The 17,844-nt window shown below is 53.7% G+C and carries 16 protein-coding genes; 1 reads left to right on the top strand and 15 read right to left on the bottom strand.

The genetic code is table 11. The features are described 5' to 3' along the window. Positions 1 to 38 precede the first annotated feature (38 nt). The 12 genes from IFT75_RS18760 to rfbB all read right to left on the bottom strand — a co-directional run bounded on the left by IFT75_RS18760 (position 39) and on the right by rfbB (position 14,110). On the bottom strand, positions 39 to 1,706 hold the full coding sequence (locus IFT75_RS18760; RefSeq protein WP_192056197.1) for a hypothetical protein: 1,668 nt from the start codon (positions 1,704 to 1,706) through the stop codon (positions 39 to 41). Positions 1,707 to 1,727: 21 nt separating this feature from the next. Beyond that, a complete protein-coding gene (locus tag IFT75_RS18755) occupies positions 1,728 to 2,069 on the bottom strand; it encodes an EamA family transporter (protein ID WP_192056195.1) in 342 nt (113 codons plus the stop codon). Beyond that, the gene (locus IFT75_RS18750; RefSeq protein ID WP_192056193.1) at positions 2,069 to 3,082 is read right to left on the bottom strand and encodes a glycosyltransferase family 2 protein; all 1,014 of its coding nucleotides are present in this window, start codon (positions 3,080 to 3,082) and stop codon (positions 2,069 to 2,071) included. The genes IFT75_RS18755 and IFT75_RS18750 overlap by 1 nt, the downstream gene beginning before the upstream one ends. A gap of 44 nt (positions 3,083 to 3,126) precedes the next feature. Beyond that, positions 3,127 to 4,530 (bottom strand): glycosyltransferase, encoded by a 1,404-nt coding sequence (locus tag IFT75_RS21535; protein ID WP_192056191.1) that lies wholly within the window; start codon positions 4,528 to 4,530, stop codon positions 3,127 to 3,129. Positions 4,531 to 4,547: 17 nt separating this feature from the next. After that, positions 4,548 to 5,771, bottom strand: a complete 1,224-nt coding sequence (locus IFT75_RS18740) for a hypothetical protein (protein WP_207186131.1) — start codon at positions 5,769 to 5,771, stop codon at positions 4,548 to 4,550. 23 nt (positions 5,772 to 5,794) lie between these two features. Continuing rightward, positions 5,795 to 6,775: an FkbM family methyltransferase gene (locus tag IFT75_RS18735; RefSeq protein ID WP_192056187.1), complete on the bottom strand. Its 981-nt coding sequence runs from the start codon at positions 6,773 to 6,775 to the stop codon at positions 5,795 to 5,797. Further along, complete coding sequence (locus IFT75_RS18730) at positions 6,772 to 7,995, bottom strand: ABC transporter ATP-binding protein (protein WP_192056185.1); 1,224 nt, start codon at positions 7,993 to 7,995, stop codon at positions 6,772 to 6,774. Before IFT75_RS18730 ends, IFT75_RS18735 begins: the two co-directional genes overlap by 4 nt. Continuing rightward, complete coding sequence (locus IFT75_RS18725; RefSeq protein WP_274605375.1) at positions 7,995 to 8,792, bottom strand: ABC transporter permease; 798 nt, start codon at positions 8,790 to 8,792, stop codon at positions 7,995 to 7,997. The genes IFT75_RS18730 and IFT75_RS18725 overlap by 1 nt, the downstream gene beginning before the upstream one ends. A gap of 146 nt (positions 8,793 to 8,938) precedes the next feature. Then, positions 8,939 to 10,300: a phosphomannomutase gene (locus tag IFT75_RS18720; protein ID WP_192056183.1), complete on the bottom strand. Its 1,362-nt coding sequence runs from the start codon at positions 10,298 to 10,300 to the stop codon at positions 8,939 to 8,941. Positions 10,301 to 10,441: 141 nt separating this feature from the next. Beyond that, positions 10,442 to 11,887, bottom strand: a complete 1,446-nt coding sequence (locus tag IFT75_RS18715; RefSeq protein ID WP_122478398.1) for a mannose-1-phosphate guanylyltransferase/mannose-6-phosphate isomerase — start codon at positions 11,885 to 11,887, stop codon at positions 10,442 to 10,444. A gap of 256 nt (positions 11,888 to 12,143) precedes the next feature. Then, entirely contained in the window at positions 12,144 to 13,043 is a 900-nt protein-coding gene (gene rfbD, locus IFT75_RS18710; RefSeq protein WP_192056181.1) for a dTDP-4-dehydrorhamnose reductase, read from the bottom strand. Continuing rightward, positions 13,040 to 14,110, bottom strand: a complete 1,071-nt coding sequence (gene rfbB / locus IFT75_RS18705) for a dTDP-glucose 4,6-dehydratase (protein ID WP_192056179.1) — start codon at positions 14,108 to 14,110, stop codon at positions 13,040 to 13,042. The genes rfbD and rfbB overlap by 4 nt, the downstream gene beginning before the upstream one ends. Positions 14,111 to 14,482: 372 nt before the next feature. On the opposite strand from rfbB, the gene IFT75_RS18700 reads away from it, so the two are divergent. Next, on the top strand, positions 14,483 to 14,812 hold the full coding sequence (locus IFT75_RS18700; protein ID WP_192056177.1) for a YceK/YidQ family lipoprotein: 330 nt from the start codon (positions 14,483 to 14,485) through the stop codon (positions 14,810 to 14,812). A gap of 18 nt (positions 14,813 to 14,830) precedes the next feature. Here the strand turns inward: IFT75_RS18700 and IFT75_RS18695 are convergent, their stop codons facing one another. The 3 genes from IFT75_RS18695 to IFT75_RS18685 all read right to left on the bottom strand — a co-directional run bounded on the left by IFT75_RS18695 (position 14,831) and on the right by IFT75_RS18685 (position 17,568). Then, positions 14,831 to 15,709, bottom strand: a complete 879-nt coding sequence (locus tag IFT75_RS18695) for a PhzF family phenazine biosynthesis protein (protein ID WP_192056175.1) — start codon at positions 15,707 to 15,709, stop codon at positions 14,831 to 14,833. A 156-nt stretch (positions 15,710 to 15,865) separates the two neighbouring features. Beyond that, entirely contained in the window at positions 15,866 to 16,468 is a 603-nt protein-coding gene (gene recR, locus IFT75_RS18690) for a recombination mediator RecR (RefSeq protein WP_185793511.1), read from the bottom strand. A gap of 65 nt (positions 16,469 to 16,533) precedes the next feature. Further along, complete coding sequence (locus tag IFT75_RS18685; RefSeq protein ID WP_122800126.1) at positions 16,534 to 17,568, bottom strand: NADP-dependent oxidoreductase; 1,035 nt, start codon at positions 17,566 to 17,568, stop codon at positions 16,534 to 16,536. Between the last annotated feature and the right edge of the window lie 276 nt (positions 17,569 to 17,844).

The raw sequence follows: 17,844 nt of genomic DNA, 5'->3' as shown, positions 1-17,844 counted from the left end.
TGCCATAAGGACATAGAATGATTTATTTACTCAGCACATCACCATGCCAGCGACCACGTCTTAGCATTTAGATCCAACTTACAAACCTGAGTTAGCGCATAGCTATCACTATATGCTTTTACTCTCTGATCGTAATCTGCGTTGTTTGGAAATCCGAAATTCCAGTCTTTGGGATTAAACGACGCAACACCGTTAAGCGTAGGCATATGAATCAGCTCGGCAATCAGCATCGCCGATACATTATGACCATAGTAATTATTTATCCAAATCGCCATGGGAGTCATAGAGTCTTGACCGACCCACCCACTCACATAGAATGCAGTGCACTGGCTCGGAGGACTCTGCAGCCCATCCACTTTGGCATATTCACTTTTACGGACGAGCTGCGTATAGCCGGTATTTATTTCCTCCGTGACTAGCAACACTGTTAAAATAAAAATGACAGCGGTAGGCAATCTTTTACCACAAGCGCAAAGATACTTAAGAGCGATCAGTATGATCGGAACACTCAAAAATAATTGATATGCATTAATGACATTTAGCGCTTTTGCACCCGGAAAAAGATGGTACACAATGTACCACGCACTCACAGGGCCGAAACGCATAACTCCGAGCCAAGTTATGATAGTTGCCAATACTAGAGCCTGCCAGAGAGGTATTCCTTTCAAAACGCCGGCCGACCTAAAAACGCACACTGCACCAGCGGCAGCCAGTACAAACAGAATAGGCGCGATTCCGGTGTTATAATATTCACCAGAAGGCACGTAGTTAGGGCTAACCACTCCGAGAAATTTAGCATACAGCTCGCCAAACATTAGATTTTCTCGGCCAACCTGAAGAACCCCCTCTATAGTCGCAGCATTACTAAACGAATCTGAAAAAGCACGCATTCCAGTTTCGGACGCTTTAACCAAATATACCGAAAGCAATGGGACAAGTGATGCTATACAAACAGCCAAGCAGAACAAGACCCCCACCCGATGAAATTTAATTCTCGACCAAAACTCTAATATCTGTGCCCGAGTACAGGAAATCGCCAAGCAAAAAACAAAGACGACGAAGAAATAGATAAAAAACCATGTGATGTAAAAACAAGTGATACTCCACGCACCCAAAAACATTCCAGCGATCGATGCGATTAGTGCGAACCCCGACTTGCTATCTGAATACAGCCTTTGAAATGCCCAGTACAACAACATAGCCATAACCGGAACGAACGAAACGGTCGCCAACTGTAGACGCTGGCCATGAGCGGTCAGGTTGTTACTAAGCACAAATAATACCGCACCCAATACGGCATACCAAAAAGATATACCGCAGGCTTTCCTTGCAAAAAGGAAAAAAAAGCAAAAACCAATAGCCCGAATCACTACATTAGTTAACTCAGAGGTAAAAAAAGGATCCAACCCAACAACCTTGAGAATCGTGTATATGATACCAGCAAGAAAGTAGCCATCTGTTTGACCAAGGGTTTTTGCGTGCGGGTAAAAGTAATTAAGAGTATGCCAACTAGAGGAACCGCTAAAGACATTCGACCAGTGCTCTAATATTGTTGCGACAATTGTCGCATCAAAGCTATCACCATAAAGGAGATTAAAACCAGTGGAGAGCTGCACCCTGAATTGTATTGCAAGCGCAAACGCCATAACAGCGAACACTGTCAAAGCTCTCAGCAGCTCACGCATAGAAATAACTCTAATGATCATACCACCTCCTTGATAAAAATCCTAAGATCGCACTGCAACTACAATTCCGCACATAATCAACACAACCCCAAACAGATACTGGTAGGTGATTTTTTCATCTAAAAATAAATAGCCACCTATGGGGACAAGCACAAACGCCAGGGCCATCAACGGATAAGCTCTATTTAATTCGATTTTCTGAAGCACCCATATCCATGCGATTGTAGTAACCCCATACAAGGCCAGCGCGGAAAAAAGTAGCACCAGCGTGCGCAGTTCAAAAAAAGTACCCGACCTCGCCAGCGACGAAGCACATATCTTAAATAGTATTTGTCCGCAGGCGATCCCAAAAACGCATATTAACGCGGTTACATAAATAGCCATTATGGATCCTGCCGTAAAGATCTAGCGGGATGAACGCGTCTTGCCACGTGCAGGGGCCGTTTGGGCGACGAAGCTATATCGTAGCCAATGAAAGCAAGTACAAGTTGTGTACCTAAAATTATAGGTAACGCTGAGAGCATTACAGTCCCAGCTGCAGCAGGAACGCCTGACTGAACCGAGTCAAACCAGTGGGAAAAACCGATACAACCACCTGCAAATATCAGACTCAACCCGATTGGAAGCTCTATGGATGCTAAGGACATGTCACGAAGATAGTAATTATAGAATATTCTCTTCGACATATTACGCATGTGCTTCAAGAAAAACTCACCCACGATTTTAGAAATTTTGAGATTACTAACTTCGTCACCGTATTTTGCATCCATAGGAACATCAACTACTACCGCGCGGAGTGTATTCAAACGAAACAAGATATCAGTCTCAAAGAAATAACGACTGCTTATTTTTTCAAACGGTAACTGCTTGGCTGCATCCCTGTGAATCGCTGTATACCCGTTGGTAGGATCAAAGAGCTCCCAATAGCCAGACGATAGCTTCGTCATGAACGACAGCGCTGCGTTGCCGAACAGTCTAACCTTCGGCATTGCACGTATTTTTTCCAAATTAAAAAATCTATTCCCTTTAGTATAATCCGCGGCTCCGGATATAATTGGAGAAACGAAATCCATGATAAGCGAGGGGTCCATCTGATCGTCGCCATCAATCTTGATAAAAATGTCCATGCCATCAGAAATTGCTTTCCGATAACCGGCCATTACAGCTCCACCGACTCCCGTGTTGACAATATTGTATACAACCTCAACCCTGTCATCCGTGCATACTTCCTCTACGAAGCGGCCTGATTTCTCTGGACAACAGTCATCCACCACGTAAATTCTTTCTACTTCCGGACCAATTGATGCGAGTACGTTGAGGATATGATTTTTCACCTTGTAACAAGGAATAACAACCGCTAGCCTAAACCCCGTCGCCGGCCTTAATAGCTCACTCATTTACGACTCCATTGCAATATACCATTCATCTTGATTCCTAAAATTTATCCGACGCGCTGAGTCGAAGCGATAGACTCGTACCGATCGCTAATACCTGAGACAATCTGGCTCGCCGCTTCACTCCAAGTTGTTTGCTGATAGTCACGCGAAATTCTCGCTTGGAATTCTTCGACGAGGTCGGGCCTTTCGATATATTCTTGTAATTTTGATGCCCAAGACTCAACGTTCCAAGGATCAAGGTACTCGATATAGTCTTCGCCGGCCTCGGGAATAGAAGCGGCACTCGATGCCAAACAAAACTTTCCTGCCGCCAAGCTTTCAACAACTGGCAGGCCCCAGCCTTCATAAAGTGATGGAAACGCAGTGAACCAGCAATTTTTATAAAGCCAAGCTAGGCTATCATCATTAACGTTATTTAATATTGTAATCTTACCCTGAACGCGAGGGTCTAGTTTCAAATCACTTAGGAGATCTGACACGCCCCACCCAGGCATGCCAACGAAAACCAGCTGTGGGATATTACTAACACCCCGATCAATCAACCGTGTATACGCTCTATAGAGCACCTCGTGATTCTTTCGACGCTCGATTGTCGAAACAAACAGAATGAATCTCTGTTGCTTTAAAACGTTAACAGCTGGATCTACGGGCTCAACGCAATCGCTGCTTTTTTGACTTCCTAACTTGATCACCTTCATATCAGGAACAGGTGTACCGAGCTCTAATAACAAACGACTCAGGTCAGTTTTGGAGCATTCGGATATACACAATACTGTATCTGCACACCAGGCGACTTTTGAGAAATAATTAGCAAATTTAGCAGATACATCACCAACGCACAAATGTGGGTGGGTAACAGGTATGACATCATAGCAAAAAAGAATCACTTTCAGTGAAACCAGCTTTTTAATTCGATACAGAGTAGTTAGATCTTTCTGATCCCAATCCAAACCCATTGACAAGTACGTATCACCGACTTGGAACGGATGTGACAGGACGTTGTTGTTTGGAGCTACCTGCTGATCTAACACTGTGGGAGCAGTCCCCGCAGGACGCAGGAATTCCTTCAGCGACCGTTTCAGTGCTACCGATGCATGGTAACCCTCGGCAATGGACTTGCGTCTCCGTCGAAGGTATAGATAAAGATGACTGCGGATACCCTGAGGCAACTTGTCCAAAAGTTTCAAGCCTGTATCCCGCATGCTGGTGCGGGCAATTGCGTTGAGAACAGGCGACACGCTAGGCGCAGTCTCGTTTTTTCCAGAAATCCGATTTAGTGCGGACTCTACATTTGCCGCTGAAACTTCAACATAACCAGACTGCATATCGAATGCACAAAATCTTAGGTTTTTGTCGGAGGCTTGAAGGCTTAAAATGTAAGCTGCGCACTCAGCTTCTGTCCTGATAATCCCCACTGCTGGGCGGTTCCAAGTCAGGATTGTAGTCACGTCCATCCACGCATTATTCATACACCTGCCCCGACACTTATAACCTGGTTGACCGATTGTGGAATTATTGAAAGAGTTTTTTGCCAAGTAACTGACTCTCTGTGATCAGCAGAAACGGCACTAAGGCGGGGAAGCTCTGGCTGTGTTAAAACGTGACGTATTGCCTGATGAAACTCGTTCGGGGTACGCGCAACGGTTATACCTTCCTCTTCTGCATACCTTTCAAAACCACGAAACGCCGGATCGCTGCCGATGACATATTTTCCGGAGTATATAGCTTCTGCGGTTTTTATATTTGAACCGCCTCCATGTGGGATCGGCAATAAGAAAGCGTGGGCTAGCGTCTTAACAGCTGAAAGATCTTCGTCGGGTAATATATAGAGAAGCTCTAACCGCGAACAGTTCAGAGATCCCCACCGAGTATTCGAAAGTACGCGAGCCAAATGCTCTCCGACACTCCCTGCCACTACCAACCTGCTATCAGGCGGAATGCAAGCTAAAGAACCGCCCAAAGACTCATTGAACCCCTGAAAATTTGGGGGGTGGGCACTTGCTACGTATAGAATCCACGGTGCTTGAGGAAGCCGAGCACTCCAATAATCAAGCTTTTCCGTAGATGCGTGCCAAGGTGAAATACCATTCGCAGCAAGTACAAGGGATTTGCACCCCCAAGTTGATAATACATCGAAGTCTGCTTTAGTAACTGCAACAGCTATGTCTGCTTCAGCTGCAGCCGAACGCTCAAGCAAATTTATCTCTTCGATAACATCATCTGCATCTTTAATACCATAGCTATCAAGGATTTCTTTCTTTAGCGGAGCTTCAATATTTTGTGACCCGTACACTAAGCATGCATGACTGTAAGGTTTTATAGCCTTAATCTTTCTCGCAAGAGGCCAAAGCCACGGCTGCTCAACATGGATCACATCTATCTGTTTAGGCAATCTACCCATAATTAGGGAAAGCCCACCATCTTCAGCTGTGGCGTAATGCCCTGTCAGCAAGTCCGTCACAAGTGGCACATTGCGCCCGCGAAATCGGCGATATGGCGATGAAGGAGGAAACTCAACATCTGACCTATCGTAGGCGTCAGGCCCATAAGATTCCGTCTCGAAAACGGAAATACTAGAGACTGCATATCCATCATCCGTGTAGGCTTTCGCAATCGCTGCAGTTCTGACCTGCCCCCCGTGCCTAGGCTGTTTAAAAGGGTATGTGCTCAACATAAGAACCGTTTTCAAATCTAAATCTCCAGATTACACAACTACTGGCTAACCAGCTTGATCTTCCTTAAAAAACTTATTGCCCGATTTCTCAAGCGCCAAGTTTTGCTGGATTCGATGATATGAAGCCTTGACTCAACCGCGCTCAGCTCATTAAGTTTGGCGCTCAAATCAAGTTTAAGTAACTCGATATCATGAGCCAGTATTTTTTTTTCATCTTGGACTTTTTTTATCTCTATTCCCTGTTCCGCGATGGTGCAATTTGCTACTTCTAGCATGCCACTATACACAGCGTTTTCACTAATTTTATCTGTTAGTTCTTTTCTTACGCTAAATTCTCCATACAACTTAAACTCATCGAACACATTCGGAGGCAGTTCGAAGGCAGTATTGAGTTCGGGATGTTCGGATGCTACATAAAATCGATTTAGACCATCGAAGTAGCGGAATTCATATCGAGCATCAAGCAGTATGTTCTCCCATTCCTCATGGGACTGCTCCCTAGAATTAGGCAGAGTCGATTCTACTATAACGATCCATGGTCTAAATACTTCAAAATCGGCACCCTTAAGAACACTAGTCTCTAACCCTTCTACATCGACCTTCAAGAAGTGAATTTCGGCTGGAGCATATGCAAGACAAATGTCTTTCAAGGTGGTTACGGGAACTACCTGGCTTATACCTGCGTGTCCATTGAGGTTATGGTTGTCTGCGACACTGGAGTCGGCTGTCCCCCATCCTCGTACGTCAAAGTCCCATAGAGTGAGTTCGCCTGGGTGGTCCCCAACAGCCACGCATAGATTAATGTCATTCGGACGATCAATACAAAGATCCGTCCAATGTTTTTCTAAAGGTTCAACATTAATGCCACGCCAGCCATTGTCATAAAAGTACTTGGTAATCGAATCTACCACTGGATCGTTTGCGCCTACATCTATGTAGAAACCATTGGAAACTTTTTCTCCCAATGCACGCCACAACATTAGATCCTCAAAATTCTGGGCATAAGAGAGAAATTTCATTGTGGGCATATCTCGATTATCGGATCCATCCACGCACAGCCCGCAAAGTGCGTTTTATTAATATTTATCACATGAAAAACCATCGCAAGATCACGCCATTCATAGTTATTCACCAAATGGCTATCTGTACTGACCAGCGCGGTCTGAATTGAGTAGCTTCCCGGACCTAAATTAGCTACAAAACTAATATCAAAAACATAACGAGATCCAGCCTTCACATCTTCAATTGGTTGTTTTTTCAGATCGGTGTTTGTCCCATACACTACTTGCCCGAGTCTATCTTTGATACCGTAACCAAAGATTAGCCTTGGTATGTCCTTTTTGACCAACACACTTACACGCAACGTCACTGATTGCCCTACATCTACCGCCTCTATTGGCTTTCCCTCTTTATTGTATACACCAATACGCTCGACGGTAGCTTCGCCCGTTCCAGAAATGGTTTGAGTAATACCTTCACTGCTAACTTCCTGCTTGACCTCTTGATTCTGATGGTCCGCTAACAGGGCATTATAGAAGTCCATTACTTCTTCGGGCTTCCCCTCAATGGCGATCGCGCCTTTGCTGAGCAGAATAGCTCGATCGCAGATTGACTGTATTGCGGATTTGTCATGCGAAACAATCAGCAAGGTTGTGCCTTGGCGCCGGAATTCACGAATCCGTTCAAAACTTTTATGCTGAAAGTACGCATCCCCAACAGACAGTGCTTCATCGACTATCAGAACATCTGGACGAATGGCCGTAGCAACGCTGAAAGCAAGCCGCATTTGCATACCGCTCGAATACATTCGTACCGGTTGGTCCATGTAGTCGCCAATCTCAGCGAAACTTTCAATCTCAGGCATTAGCGTTGATACTTCGGCCAGAGTTAGACCAAGCAACTGCCCGGCCATTATCGCATTCTGCCTACCAGTAAAATCCCCATGAAAGCCCATCCCTAGCTCGAGCAATGCCGCTACCCGGCCATTCATCTGGACCTCGCCAATAGTAGGCTGAGTGGTTCCAGTGATCATTTTTAATAGCGTGCTTTTGCCGGCCCCGTTCACTCCGATAATGCCAACGGCCTCGCCCGGACGAACAGAAAAGCTAAGGTTCTGGAGCACCCACTTAAGCTTGTGACGTTTTTTTGAGTAAGGTACCAGCCACTCAATCAACCTATCCCATCGATTTGGATATTGTTTGTAAGCTTTACCTAGGTCCTTAACGACTATAGCGTCCATTATAGTTCATCCACCAATTCGCCAGAGTGCTTCTGAAACAGGCGCAAGCCCCACACACACAACAGCCCGCCTAGTAGCAAGGTTGGCCATAAGGTTATCCAGCTAGGAGATTGCCCATGCACCATAATGTTTTGGAACGCTCCAATGACTGAAGACATAGGATTGTACTTCATTAACTCTTGAATTGAAGGAGGAAGGATATTAGCAGGGTAAACAATGGGTGTTAACCAAAACCAGAACTGCAATACAACACCAAATAACTGCCCCACGTCCCGAAAAAAAACATTCAGAACTCCCAGTGTAATCCCTAGACCAACGGCGAGGATTATTTGAACTGCAATTACTGGTATGAGATAGAAAATAGCCCATCCGGGGAAATTATCTGTTATAACTAGAAAAAAGGTGAAAAGCCCGAATATGATCAAAAAGTTTAGCGCTGAACTTAAAACCAAAATGACAGGCAGGCACAGCCTCGGAAAGCTCAATTTTTTGAGAAGATTAGCATTATCCAGAAACACATTCTGGGCACGACCAACCACCTCAGCAAAAAAACCCCAGGCTATAATACCTGCACACAGATATATGCTATAACCAAAAACGCTATCAACACCCGGCAACTTAGATCGCATGATTTGCGAGAAGATTACGGTGTATACAATTATCATTGCCAGCGGCTGCAGTACAGTCCAAGCGATGCCAAGCATCGAGTTTGTGTATTTTGCCTGGAATTCTCTTTTTACACTTCCGAGTATAAAGCCTCGGTAGTTCCATACGGCCTTAACTGCCATCGGAGTCATGTCAAACTCCTCGCGCGACTTACAATCATAAACTGCTCCAAAAATATCTCCTTTTGACCCCTCGAATTCACAGCTCTGCAGCAATATTCGGCTCATCAAAAAACTGTACTGGCTGCTATCTAAAGGGCCTGCTATTCGGACGATAATTATCCTTTGATCAAACGCTCTATCTCAGCGACACGCTGAGCCACCAATCCTTCGCTGCCGCGGCTTTCCACGTTCAGGCGCAGCAGTGGCTCGGTGTTCGAACCTCGCAGGCTGAAGCGCCAGTCGGCGAACTCGACGCTGATGCCGTCGGTGCGGTCGACGCTGGGGTTCTGTGCGGTGTAGAACGCGAGGATCTTCTCGATCGAGCCTTTGACGTCGGCGACTTCGTAGTTGATCTCGCCGCTGCACGGGAACGCCTGGATGCGCTCGTCCACCAGTTGGGCCAGGGTCTTGCCGGTGACGCTCATCAGCTCGGCGACCAGCAGCCACGGGATATTGCCGCTGTCGCAGTAGGCGAAGTCGCGGAAATAGTGGTGGGCGCTCATCTCGCCGCCGTAGACGGCGTCTTCGGCGCGCATGCGCTCCTTGATGAAGGCGTGGCCGGTCTTGCTCTGGATGGCGACGCCACCGGCGGCTTCGACCTGTTCGATGGTGTTCCAGGTCAGGCGCGGGTCGTGGATGATCTTGCTGCCGGGGTGCTTCTTCAGCAGCATTTCAGCCAGCAGGCCGACCAGGTAGTAGCCCTCGATGAAGCGACCCTTGTCGTCGAAGAAGAAGCAGCGGTCGAAGTCGCCATCCCAGGCGATACCCATGTCGGCGCCGTTTTCCAGCAAGGCCTTGCGGGTCAGCTCGCGGTTTTCCGGGAGCAGCGGGTTGGGCACGCCGTTGGGGAAGTTGCCGTCTGGCTCGCCGTTGATGACGATCAGTTCCAGCGGCAGCTTGGCCTTGAGCAGTTCGATGGTCGGGCCGACGGCGCCGTTGCCGGGGTCGGCCAGCACCTTGAGGGGCTTGAGCGACTTGACGTCGATGTAGGTCAACAGGTGCTCGATGTAGGCGCTCTTGTCGAACACTTCGCGCACGTGGCCAGCGGTGGCGGCCTTGTCGTCGAAGGTGCCGGCTTCAACGCGGGCACGAATGGCGTCGAGGCCGGTGTCGCCGCTGATCGGCTTGGAATGCTCGCGCACCAGCTTCATGCCGTTGTAACCCTTGGGGTTATGGCTGGCAGTGATCATGATGCCGCCATCGGCCTTGAGGTGGCTGGTGGCGAAGTAGACTTCTTCGGTGCCGCACAGGCCCAGGTCGAGCACGTCGGCGCCGGCCTCGGTCAGGCCCTGGATGAGGGCGGCGGCCAGGCCTGGGCTTTCCAGGCGCATGTCGCGCCCGACGACATAGGCTTTGCCGTGCAGTTCGGACACCAGCGCGCGACCGATACGGTAGGCGATGTCGTCATTGAGGTCGGCAGGGACTTGGCCACGAATGTCGTAGGCCTTGAAGCAACGGGTCTGGAGAGGGGGATACATGGCAATCGCTCGCTCTATGTGGCCGACGCGCGATGAGCGCGGACGTCGGTAGATTGGACGGTCGCTGACGAACGACCAGCGCAGTTCGGCCCCTGCGCATGCATTGGAGGCACGCGCAGAGGCCGAAGCGGGGTTTATCGGTCAGGCCTTGTCAACGCGGCCGTAGACGTCTTCGAAACGGACGATGTCGTCCTCACCGAGGTAGTCGCCGCTTTGCACTTCGATAAGCACCAGGTCGATCACGCCCGGGTTCTTCAGGCGATGCTGGTGGCCGGCACGAATGAAGGTCGACTCGTTGGTGTTGAGCATCAGCTCGCGGTCGTCGTTGACCACCACGGCCATGCCGCTGACCACGATCCAGTGTTCGCTGCGGTGATGGTGCATCTGCAGCGACAGCGACGCCTGGGGCTTGACCACGATGCGCTTGATCTTGAAGCGCTCACCCTCTTCCAGGGTGGTGTAGGTGCCCCACGGACGGTGCACGGTGCGGTGCAGCTTGTGCAGGTGGTGGCCGCTGGCCTTGAGCTGGCCGACGATGTGCTTGACGTCCTGGCCGTGATCCTTGTGGCTGATCATCAAGGCATCCGGGGTGTCGATGACCAGCAGGTCTTCGACACCGACCAGTGCGGTCAGGCGGTCTTCGCTGTGAACGAAGTTGTTGCGGGCATTGTGCGAGAGCACTTCACCTTCGAAACGGTTGCCGTTTTCGTCGGCGCCGGTCAGTTCACTGACGGCGTTCCACGAACCGATGTCGCTCCAGCCGATGTCGCACGGCACGGTGGCGACTTTGTCCGAGCGCTCCATCAGGGCATAGTCGACCGAAATATCCGGGACCTGGGCGAACGCGTCGGCGTCCAGTGCCAGGCAGCGGTAGTTCGGTGCTTCGGTCAGGCGCGAGGCTTCCTTGACGGCAACGGCGGCGGCAAGAACGTCCGGCGCGTGTTTTTTCAGTTCTTCGAGGACGCTGCGGACCTGGAAGCAGAACATGCCCGAGTTCCAGAAGTAGTTGCCGGCGGCAACGTAGCCCTTGGCGGTTTCCAGGTCTGGCTTCTCGACGAAGCGGGCGACTTTCAGGGTGCCTTCCAGGCCGGTGCCGACGCCGGCCTCGATGTAGCCAAAGCCGGTTTCAGGGTACTGCGGCTGAATGCCGAACGTGACCAGCCAGCCTTCGGCCGACAGCTTGACGGCTTTGGCGACGGCGGCGGAGAACGCGGCTTCGTTCTGGATCAGGTGGTCGGCCGCCAGCACCAGCATGTGGGCGTCGGGACCGTGGGAGTCATTGAGCTGCAGCGCGGCCATGGCGACGGCGGCGGCGGTGTTGCGGCCGAACGGCTCGAGGATGAAGCCCTGGGCGTGGCCGGTCTTGTTGACGGTGCGGTATTCGTCTTCGGTCTTGAACAGCAGTTCGCGGTTGGTGACGGTCAGCACTTCGGATACGCCTTCGAGCTTGGAGGCGCGCAGGAAGGTCTTCTGGATCAGGTTCTGGCCGTCAGGCAGTGCCATGAATGGCTTGGGATGGGCCTCGCGCGAAACGGGCCACAACCGGCTGCCAACGCCGCCGGAAAGAATAACGGGGATCAGGTTCATGCGTATTGGATCCTTTGTTTGCCGGTGTAGCGGCACTGTGAAAATCGATCTGTAGACCAGCTGTACATGGGGTGGAAACCACCGCTGCGCATCGAAGATCTGGCGGCTCCCTGCGCCGCAGACAACATATACGTCAAACCCTGAAGCCGCTCGCTGCTGATGAGTCAAGGAAGTGGCGGCTAGAATATCAGGAAATCCGGGGCCAAGCGCAAATCGTTCGCGCTTGGACACCCGGCCTGGCCCAGTAGTTCAGCGATCATTGCTTGGTGCTGATCTCGGCCAGCATTCGCTTCACGCCCACTTCCCAATGCGGCAGGGTCAGGCCGAAACGCTCGGTCAGTTTGGTGGTGTCCAGGCGCGAATTCAGCGGGCGCAGGGCGGGTGTCGGGTAGGCGCTGGTGGGGATGGCTTCAATGGTTTCCACGGCCAGCTTGGTGCCTTGGCGGCGGGCGTTTTCGATGACCAGCTTGGCAAAGGCGTGCCAGGACGTTTCGCCCGTAGCGGCGAGGTGGTAGGTACCGGCCAGGTCAGGGTTCGCCACGGCCATGGGAATGGCATGGGCGACGACGTCGGCCAGCAGCTCGGCGCCGGTGGGTGCGCCGATCTGATCGCTGATGACGCTCAGGCTCTTGCGGTCCTTGGCCAGGCGCAGCATGGTCTTGGCAAAATTGTTGCCACGGGCTGCGTAGACCCAGCTGGTGCGGAAAATCAGATGCTTGCAGCCGGACTTGCGAATGGCTTCTTCGCCGGCCAGCTTGCTCGCGCCGTAGTAGTTGACGGGGACCGTGGTGTCGCTCTCCTGCCAGGGCTTCTCGCCCGTGCCGTCGAACACGTAGTCGGTGGAGTAATGCACCAGCCAGGCGTCCAGATCGAGCGCTTCACGGGCGAGCACGGCGCTGGCCCGGTGATTGATCAGGTCGGCGGTGTCCTTTTCGCTCTCGGCCTTGTCCACGGCGGTATAGGCGGCAGCGTTGACGATAACGTTCGGCGCGATGCGCCGCACCGTTTCGGCCAGCCCTTGAAGCGATGCCAGGTCTCCGCAGAGACCGGCTTCATCGATGTTCCTGCCCAGTGCGACTACCTTGCCCAGCGGCGCCAAGGCACGCTGCAGCTCCCAACCCACCTGACCGTTCTTGCCCAGGAGCAATATTTTCACAGTTCACGCCCTTGATAATTCGTATCGATCCATTGCTGGTAGGCGCCGCTCTTCACGCGGTTGACCCATTCGGGATTATCCAGATACCACTGCACGGTCTTGCGAATACCGGACTCGAACGTTTCTACCGGCGTCCAGCCCAGCTCGCGCTGGATCTTGCTGGCGTCGATGGCGTAGCGAACGTCATGGCCGGGGCGATCTTGTACGTGGGTAATCAAATGCGCATGAGGACGATGGGGTGACTGCGGGCAGAGCTCGTCGAGCAAGGCGCAGACCGTGTGCACGACTTCGATGTTCTGTTTCTCGTTGTGGCCGCCAATATTGTAGGTCTCCCCTACCTCACCTTCGGTCACCACTTGATACAGCGCACGTGCATGGTCTTCGACATACAGCCAGTCGCGAATTTGATTACCTTTGCCATAAATGGGCAAAGCCTTGCCTTCCAGGGCATTGAGGATGATCAACGGAATGAGTTTTTCCGGGAAATGGCACGGCCCATAGTTGTTCGAACAGTTGGTGATCAACGTCGGCAGCCCGTAGGTGCGCTGCCAGGCGCGGACCAGGTGATCGGAGCTGGCCTTGCTCGCTGAATACGGCGAGCTGGGCTGGTAAGGCGTGGTTTCGGTGAAGAGGTCTTCCGGGCCTTCGAGGTCGCCATACACTTCATCGGTGGAGATGTGGTGGAAGCGGAAGGCGGCCTGGGCCTCGGCGTCGAGTTGCGACCAGTATTGGCGCGCGGCTTCGAGCAAGGTGTAGGTACCGATCACGTTGGTTTCGACGAACGCGGCAGGCCCGGTGATCGAGCGATCGACATGGGATTCGGCAGCCAGGTGCATGACCAGATCCGGCCGGTGCTCGGCGAACACTCGATCCATTTGCGCGCGGTCGCAGATGTCGACGTGCTCGAAGGCGTAGCGCGGCGTGCGCTCGCTGCCCATGAGCGAATCCAGATTACCGGCGTAGGTCAATTTGTCGACATTGACCACGGCGTCGTCGGTATTTGCCAGGATATGGCGAATGACTGCCGAGCCAATGAAGCCTGCACCACCGGTTACGAGGATTTTCACGTTAAACGACACCATCAAGTTAAAAATGAGACGCGCTGGATCGATTCAGGGCGCGTCTGACGCATGCATGATTTTCAAAGGCCGGATGATACCAAACCACCCAAGGCCTGTCCCCACGGCACATACGGGCCGACAGCGAGGTTTGTAACACCGGTTGAACACACTGCCAAAAAAGTTGTTACGAGAGGTAACCGATCTTTCACATCTGGCGTATGGATACCGGGCCTGTTCGATTTGCGAGGCAATGGACAACGCATTTCGTCTTTTCGTAAATGACAGTTCCCTTCATCTGACGAAAGGCGCAACACGACCCTGGCGAAACCGGTTGATGGAAACGGTTATAGTGCCGATCTCACACAAGGAGTGGCAGGAATGAAAGCGTTGATAGGCGTGGTTGTCGCGGGACTGCTGACGGGTTGCGGCACGATCAATACGGTGTTTCGCGATGATGTGGTGACCAGCGACAACTTGAAGGAAGCCGAGTCGTTCTGCGGTGCTGTGCCTCGGGTGTACAGCGGCGTGGTCTATGACTTCTGCCTGCTGCATGGCCAGGCGCCCAAGCCCGGCCACTCGCGCAGCGGACCGCAGATGAGTTTCGTCGCGCTGGACATCGGCGTCTCGGCAATCCTCGACACGCTGATGCTGCCCTATACGCTGTATCGGCAACACAACGATGGCGGCATCGAGGTGGTGGGTCGCTGACCGCTGCCCTGGGGAAGCCTAGGGATTGAGGAAGCCGTCGAGGCAGGTGACAGAGGCACCGGTGACCTTGATCGACTGGTCGGTGATCGACAGCTGCATCTTGCCAGCGCGACCCAACGCAGCGCCCTGGGCGACTCGCAGCTGGAAGCCCAGCGAGGCAGTCTGCCCGGTGGCACGAATGAACGCGGCGACCGCCCCGCCGCCGCTGCCGCAGGCTGCATCTTCTGTGATGCCGCAGGTGGGCGCGAAGGTGCGGACTTCTATGTGCTCGTTGCTGCCTTCGGGGTGCGGGCCGAAGATCACCACGCCGGTGGTGCTGGTGCGGTGGTCGTTGATGGCCATGCGCGCCAGGTCAGGGATGACCGCCAGCACGGTTTGTGCGTCGCGCAGTTGCACCACCAGCCAGCGTGGGCCAACGGTCACGAAGCACGGCCTGCGGTCGCGCACCACGCTTACCCCCAGCACGGCCTGCAGCTCGCGATGATCGCTGTCGTTGACCGGCTGGATCGTTGCGGGCGGTAATTCGAAGGTGATCAGTTGTGAACCATCGGGCTGGCGGACGACGTCGAGTTCGATCAGGCCCGAGGGGCACTCCTGCACCAGTCGGCCGTTGCGCGGCTCGATCAGGCCGGCTTCCATCAGGGCGTGGGCGCTGCCGAGGGTGGCGTGGCCGGCGAAGGGTAGCTCGGAATTCGGGGTAAAGATACGTACGCGGTAGTCCGCTTCAGGGCGAGTGGCGGGCAGCACGAAGGTGGTTTCAGAGAGGTTGTTCCAGTGGGCGATTTCTTGCATCTGTTCGCGCGTCAGGCTTTCGGCCTGCAGGATGACCGCCAGCGGGTTGCCCTTGAAGCGCTGGGTGGTGAAGACATCGACTTGCTTGAACGCTAGACGGTGCATGGTCGGCCCTGGAAATGGAGGTGTGGAGACGTAGCACAGGTTCGCATGTTTTCTGTAGCAGCGGCGCGAGCCGCGTCTGGCAGCACCGCGATTTTTCCGACCTACCGTGGGTACCGCCGACGCGGCTTGCGCCGCTGCTACAGGGGTGTGGGTTGGTTAGAGGGTGATGGGTCTGCGGCCGGCGAAGGAATGGGCCAAGGTGCCGCCGTCGACCAGTTCCAACTCGCCACCCAAGGGCACACCGTGGGCGATGCGTGAAGCCACCAGGCCTTTCTTCGCCAACAGCTGGGCGATGTAATGAGCAGTGGCTTCGCCTTCGACAGTCGGGTTGGTGGCCAGAATGACTTCGGCGAAGGTGCCCTGCTCGTCTATACGGCTCATCAGTTGGGGGATGCCGATCGCCTCCGGGCCCAGACCATCGAGGGGCGACAGGTGCCCCTTGAGCACGAAATAGCGGCCGCGGTAGCCGGTCTGCTCAACAGCATAGACGTCCATCGGCCCTTCCACCACGCACAGCAGCGTATCGTCGCGACGTGGATCACCGCATTGCGGGCAAAGTTCTTCTTCGGTGAGGGTGCGGCACTGGCGGCAATGGCCTACGCCTTCCATGGCCTGGCTCAACGCCTGGGCCAGGCGACTGCCGCCGCTGCGGTCGCGTTCGAGCAGCTGCAGGGCCATGCGCTGGGCGGATTTCTGGCCAACGCCGGGCAAGGTGCGCAGGCTGTCGATCAGTTGACGGATCAGTGGGCTGAAGCTCATGGAAGGCGGCCTGACGTAACGACGAGACGCGGTTTATACCCGCGCCTCCGGGTCACGTCAAATGCTCAGGCGTCGGAAACCTTGACCACCAGCTTGCCGAAGTTATGCCCTTGCAGCAGGCCAATGAACGCCTCCGGCGCTCGCTCCAGACCGTCGACCACGTCCTCGCGGAACTTGATCTTACCGTCACGAACCCACGGCACCATGGCAGAGAAGAATTCTGCATGGCGATCGCCAAAGTCGTCGAACACGATGAAGCCCTGCATGCGGATGCGCTTGGTGAGCAGGGTGCGCGGCAACAGCGCGAAGCGGTCCGGACCCTCTGGCAGGTCGGTGGCGTTGTAGCCGGCGATGAGGCCGCACACCGGAATGCGCGCGCGAGCATTGAGCAACGGCATGACGGCGTCGAAGACTTTGCCGCCAACGTTTTCGAAGTAGATGTCGATGCCCTGATCGCAGGCTTTGGCCAGGTCGTCGGCGAAGGTTTCGCTTTTGTGGTCGACACAGGCATCGAAGCCCAGCTCTTCAACGACGTAGCGGCATTTTTCCGGCCCGCCGGCAATGCCGACGACTTTGAGGCCCTTGATCTTGCCCACCTGCCCCACTACCGATCCGACTGCGCCGGAGGCAGCTGCGACGACCAGGGTTTCGCCTTCCTTGGGCTGGCCGATGTGGGTCAGGCCCATGTAGGCGGTCATGCCGGGCATGCCCAGAACGCCAAGTGCCATTGAGGGGCTGGGGATGCCGGCGGGCAGCGGCGTGAGATTGCTGCCGTCGGAGATACAGTGGGTCTGCCAGCCGGTCATGCCGACGACCAGGTCACCTTCGCGGAACTTGGGGTGCTTGGAAGTTTCCACGCGGCTGACGGTGCCGCCGGTCATGACTTCGTCGATTTCCACCGGTGCGGCGTAGGACGGTGCGTCGCTCATGCGGCCGCGCATGTAGGGGTCCAGGGACAGGTACAGGGTGCGCAGCAGGACTTGGCCGTCTTCGAGATCCGGCAAGGCTTCGCGCTCCAGACGGAAATTCTCCGGCGTCGGCGCCCCGGTTGGACGGGAAGCGAGAACGAAGCGCTGGTTGAGGGTCAGGTCTTGGGACATTGCGGGGTATTCCTTCAGCAAGTGGCTATAGGAAAAGGACAGCATGGGGTGGCGGGATGTTCAACTGGGTGCTTGGCAAACAGCCAGCGGCGTGGCTTTCGCGGCCGATGACCGCTCCTACGGGGGGATTGGATTACGCGCGTATCCTGTAGGAGCGGTCTGTGGCCGCGAAGGGGGCACATGATGTGTCTGGTGGACCGCGGTGTAGCTTTCGCGGCCGATGACCGCTCCTACGGGGGGATTGGATTGCGCGCGTATCCTGTAGGAGCGGTCTGT

The sequence above is a fragment of the Pseudomonas sp. CFBP 8758 genome (genome assembly GCF_014841725.1).
GTDB lineage: Bacteria > Pseudomonadota > Gammaproteobacteria > Pseudomonadales > Pseudomonadaceae > Aquipseudomonas > Aquipseudomonas baltica.
Note: the sequence above shows the minus strand (reverse complement) of the source record. Positions and strands in the feature narration are given on the sequence as shown.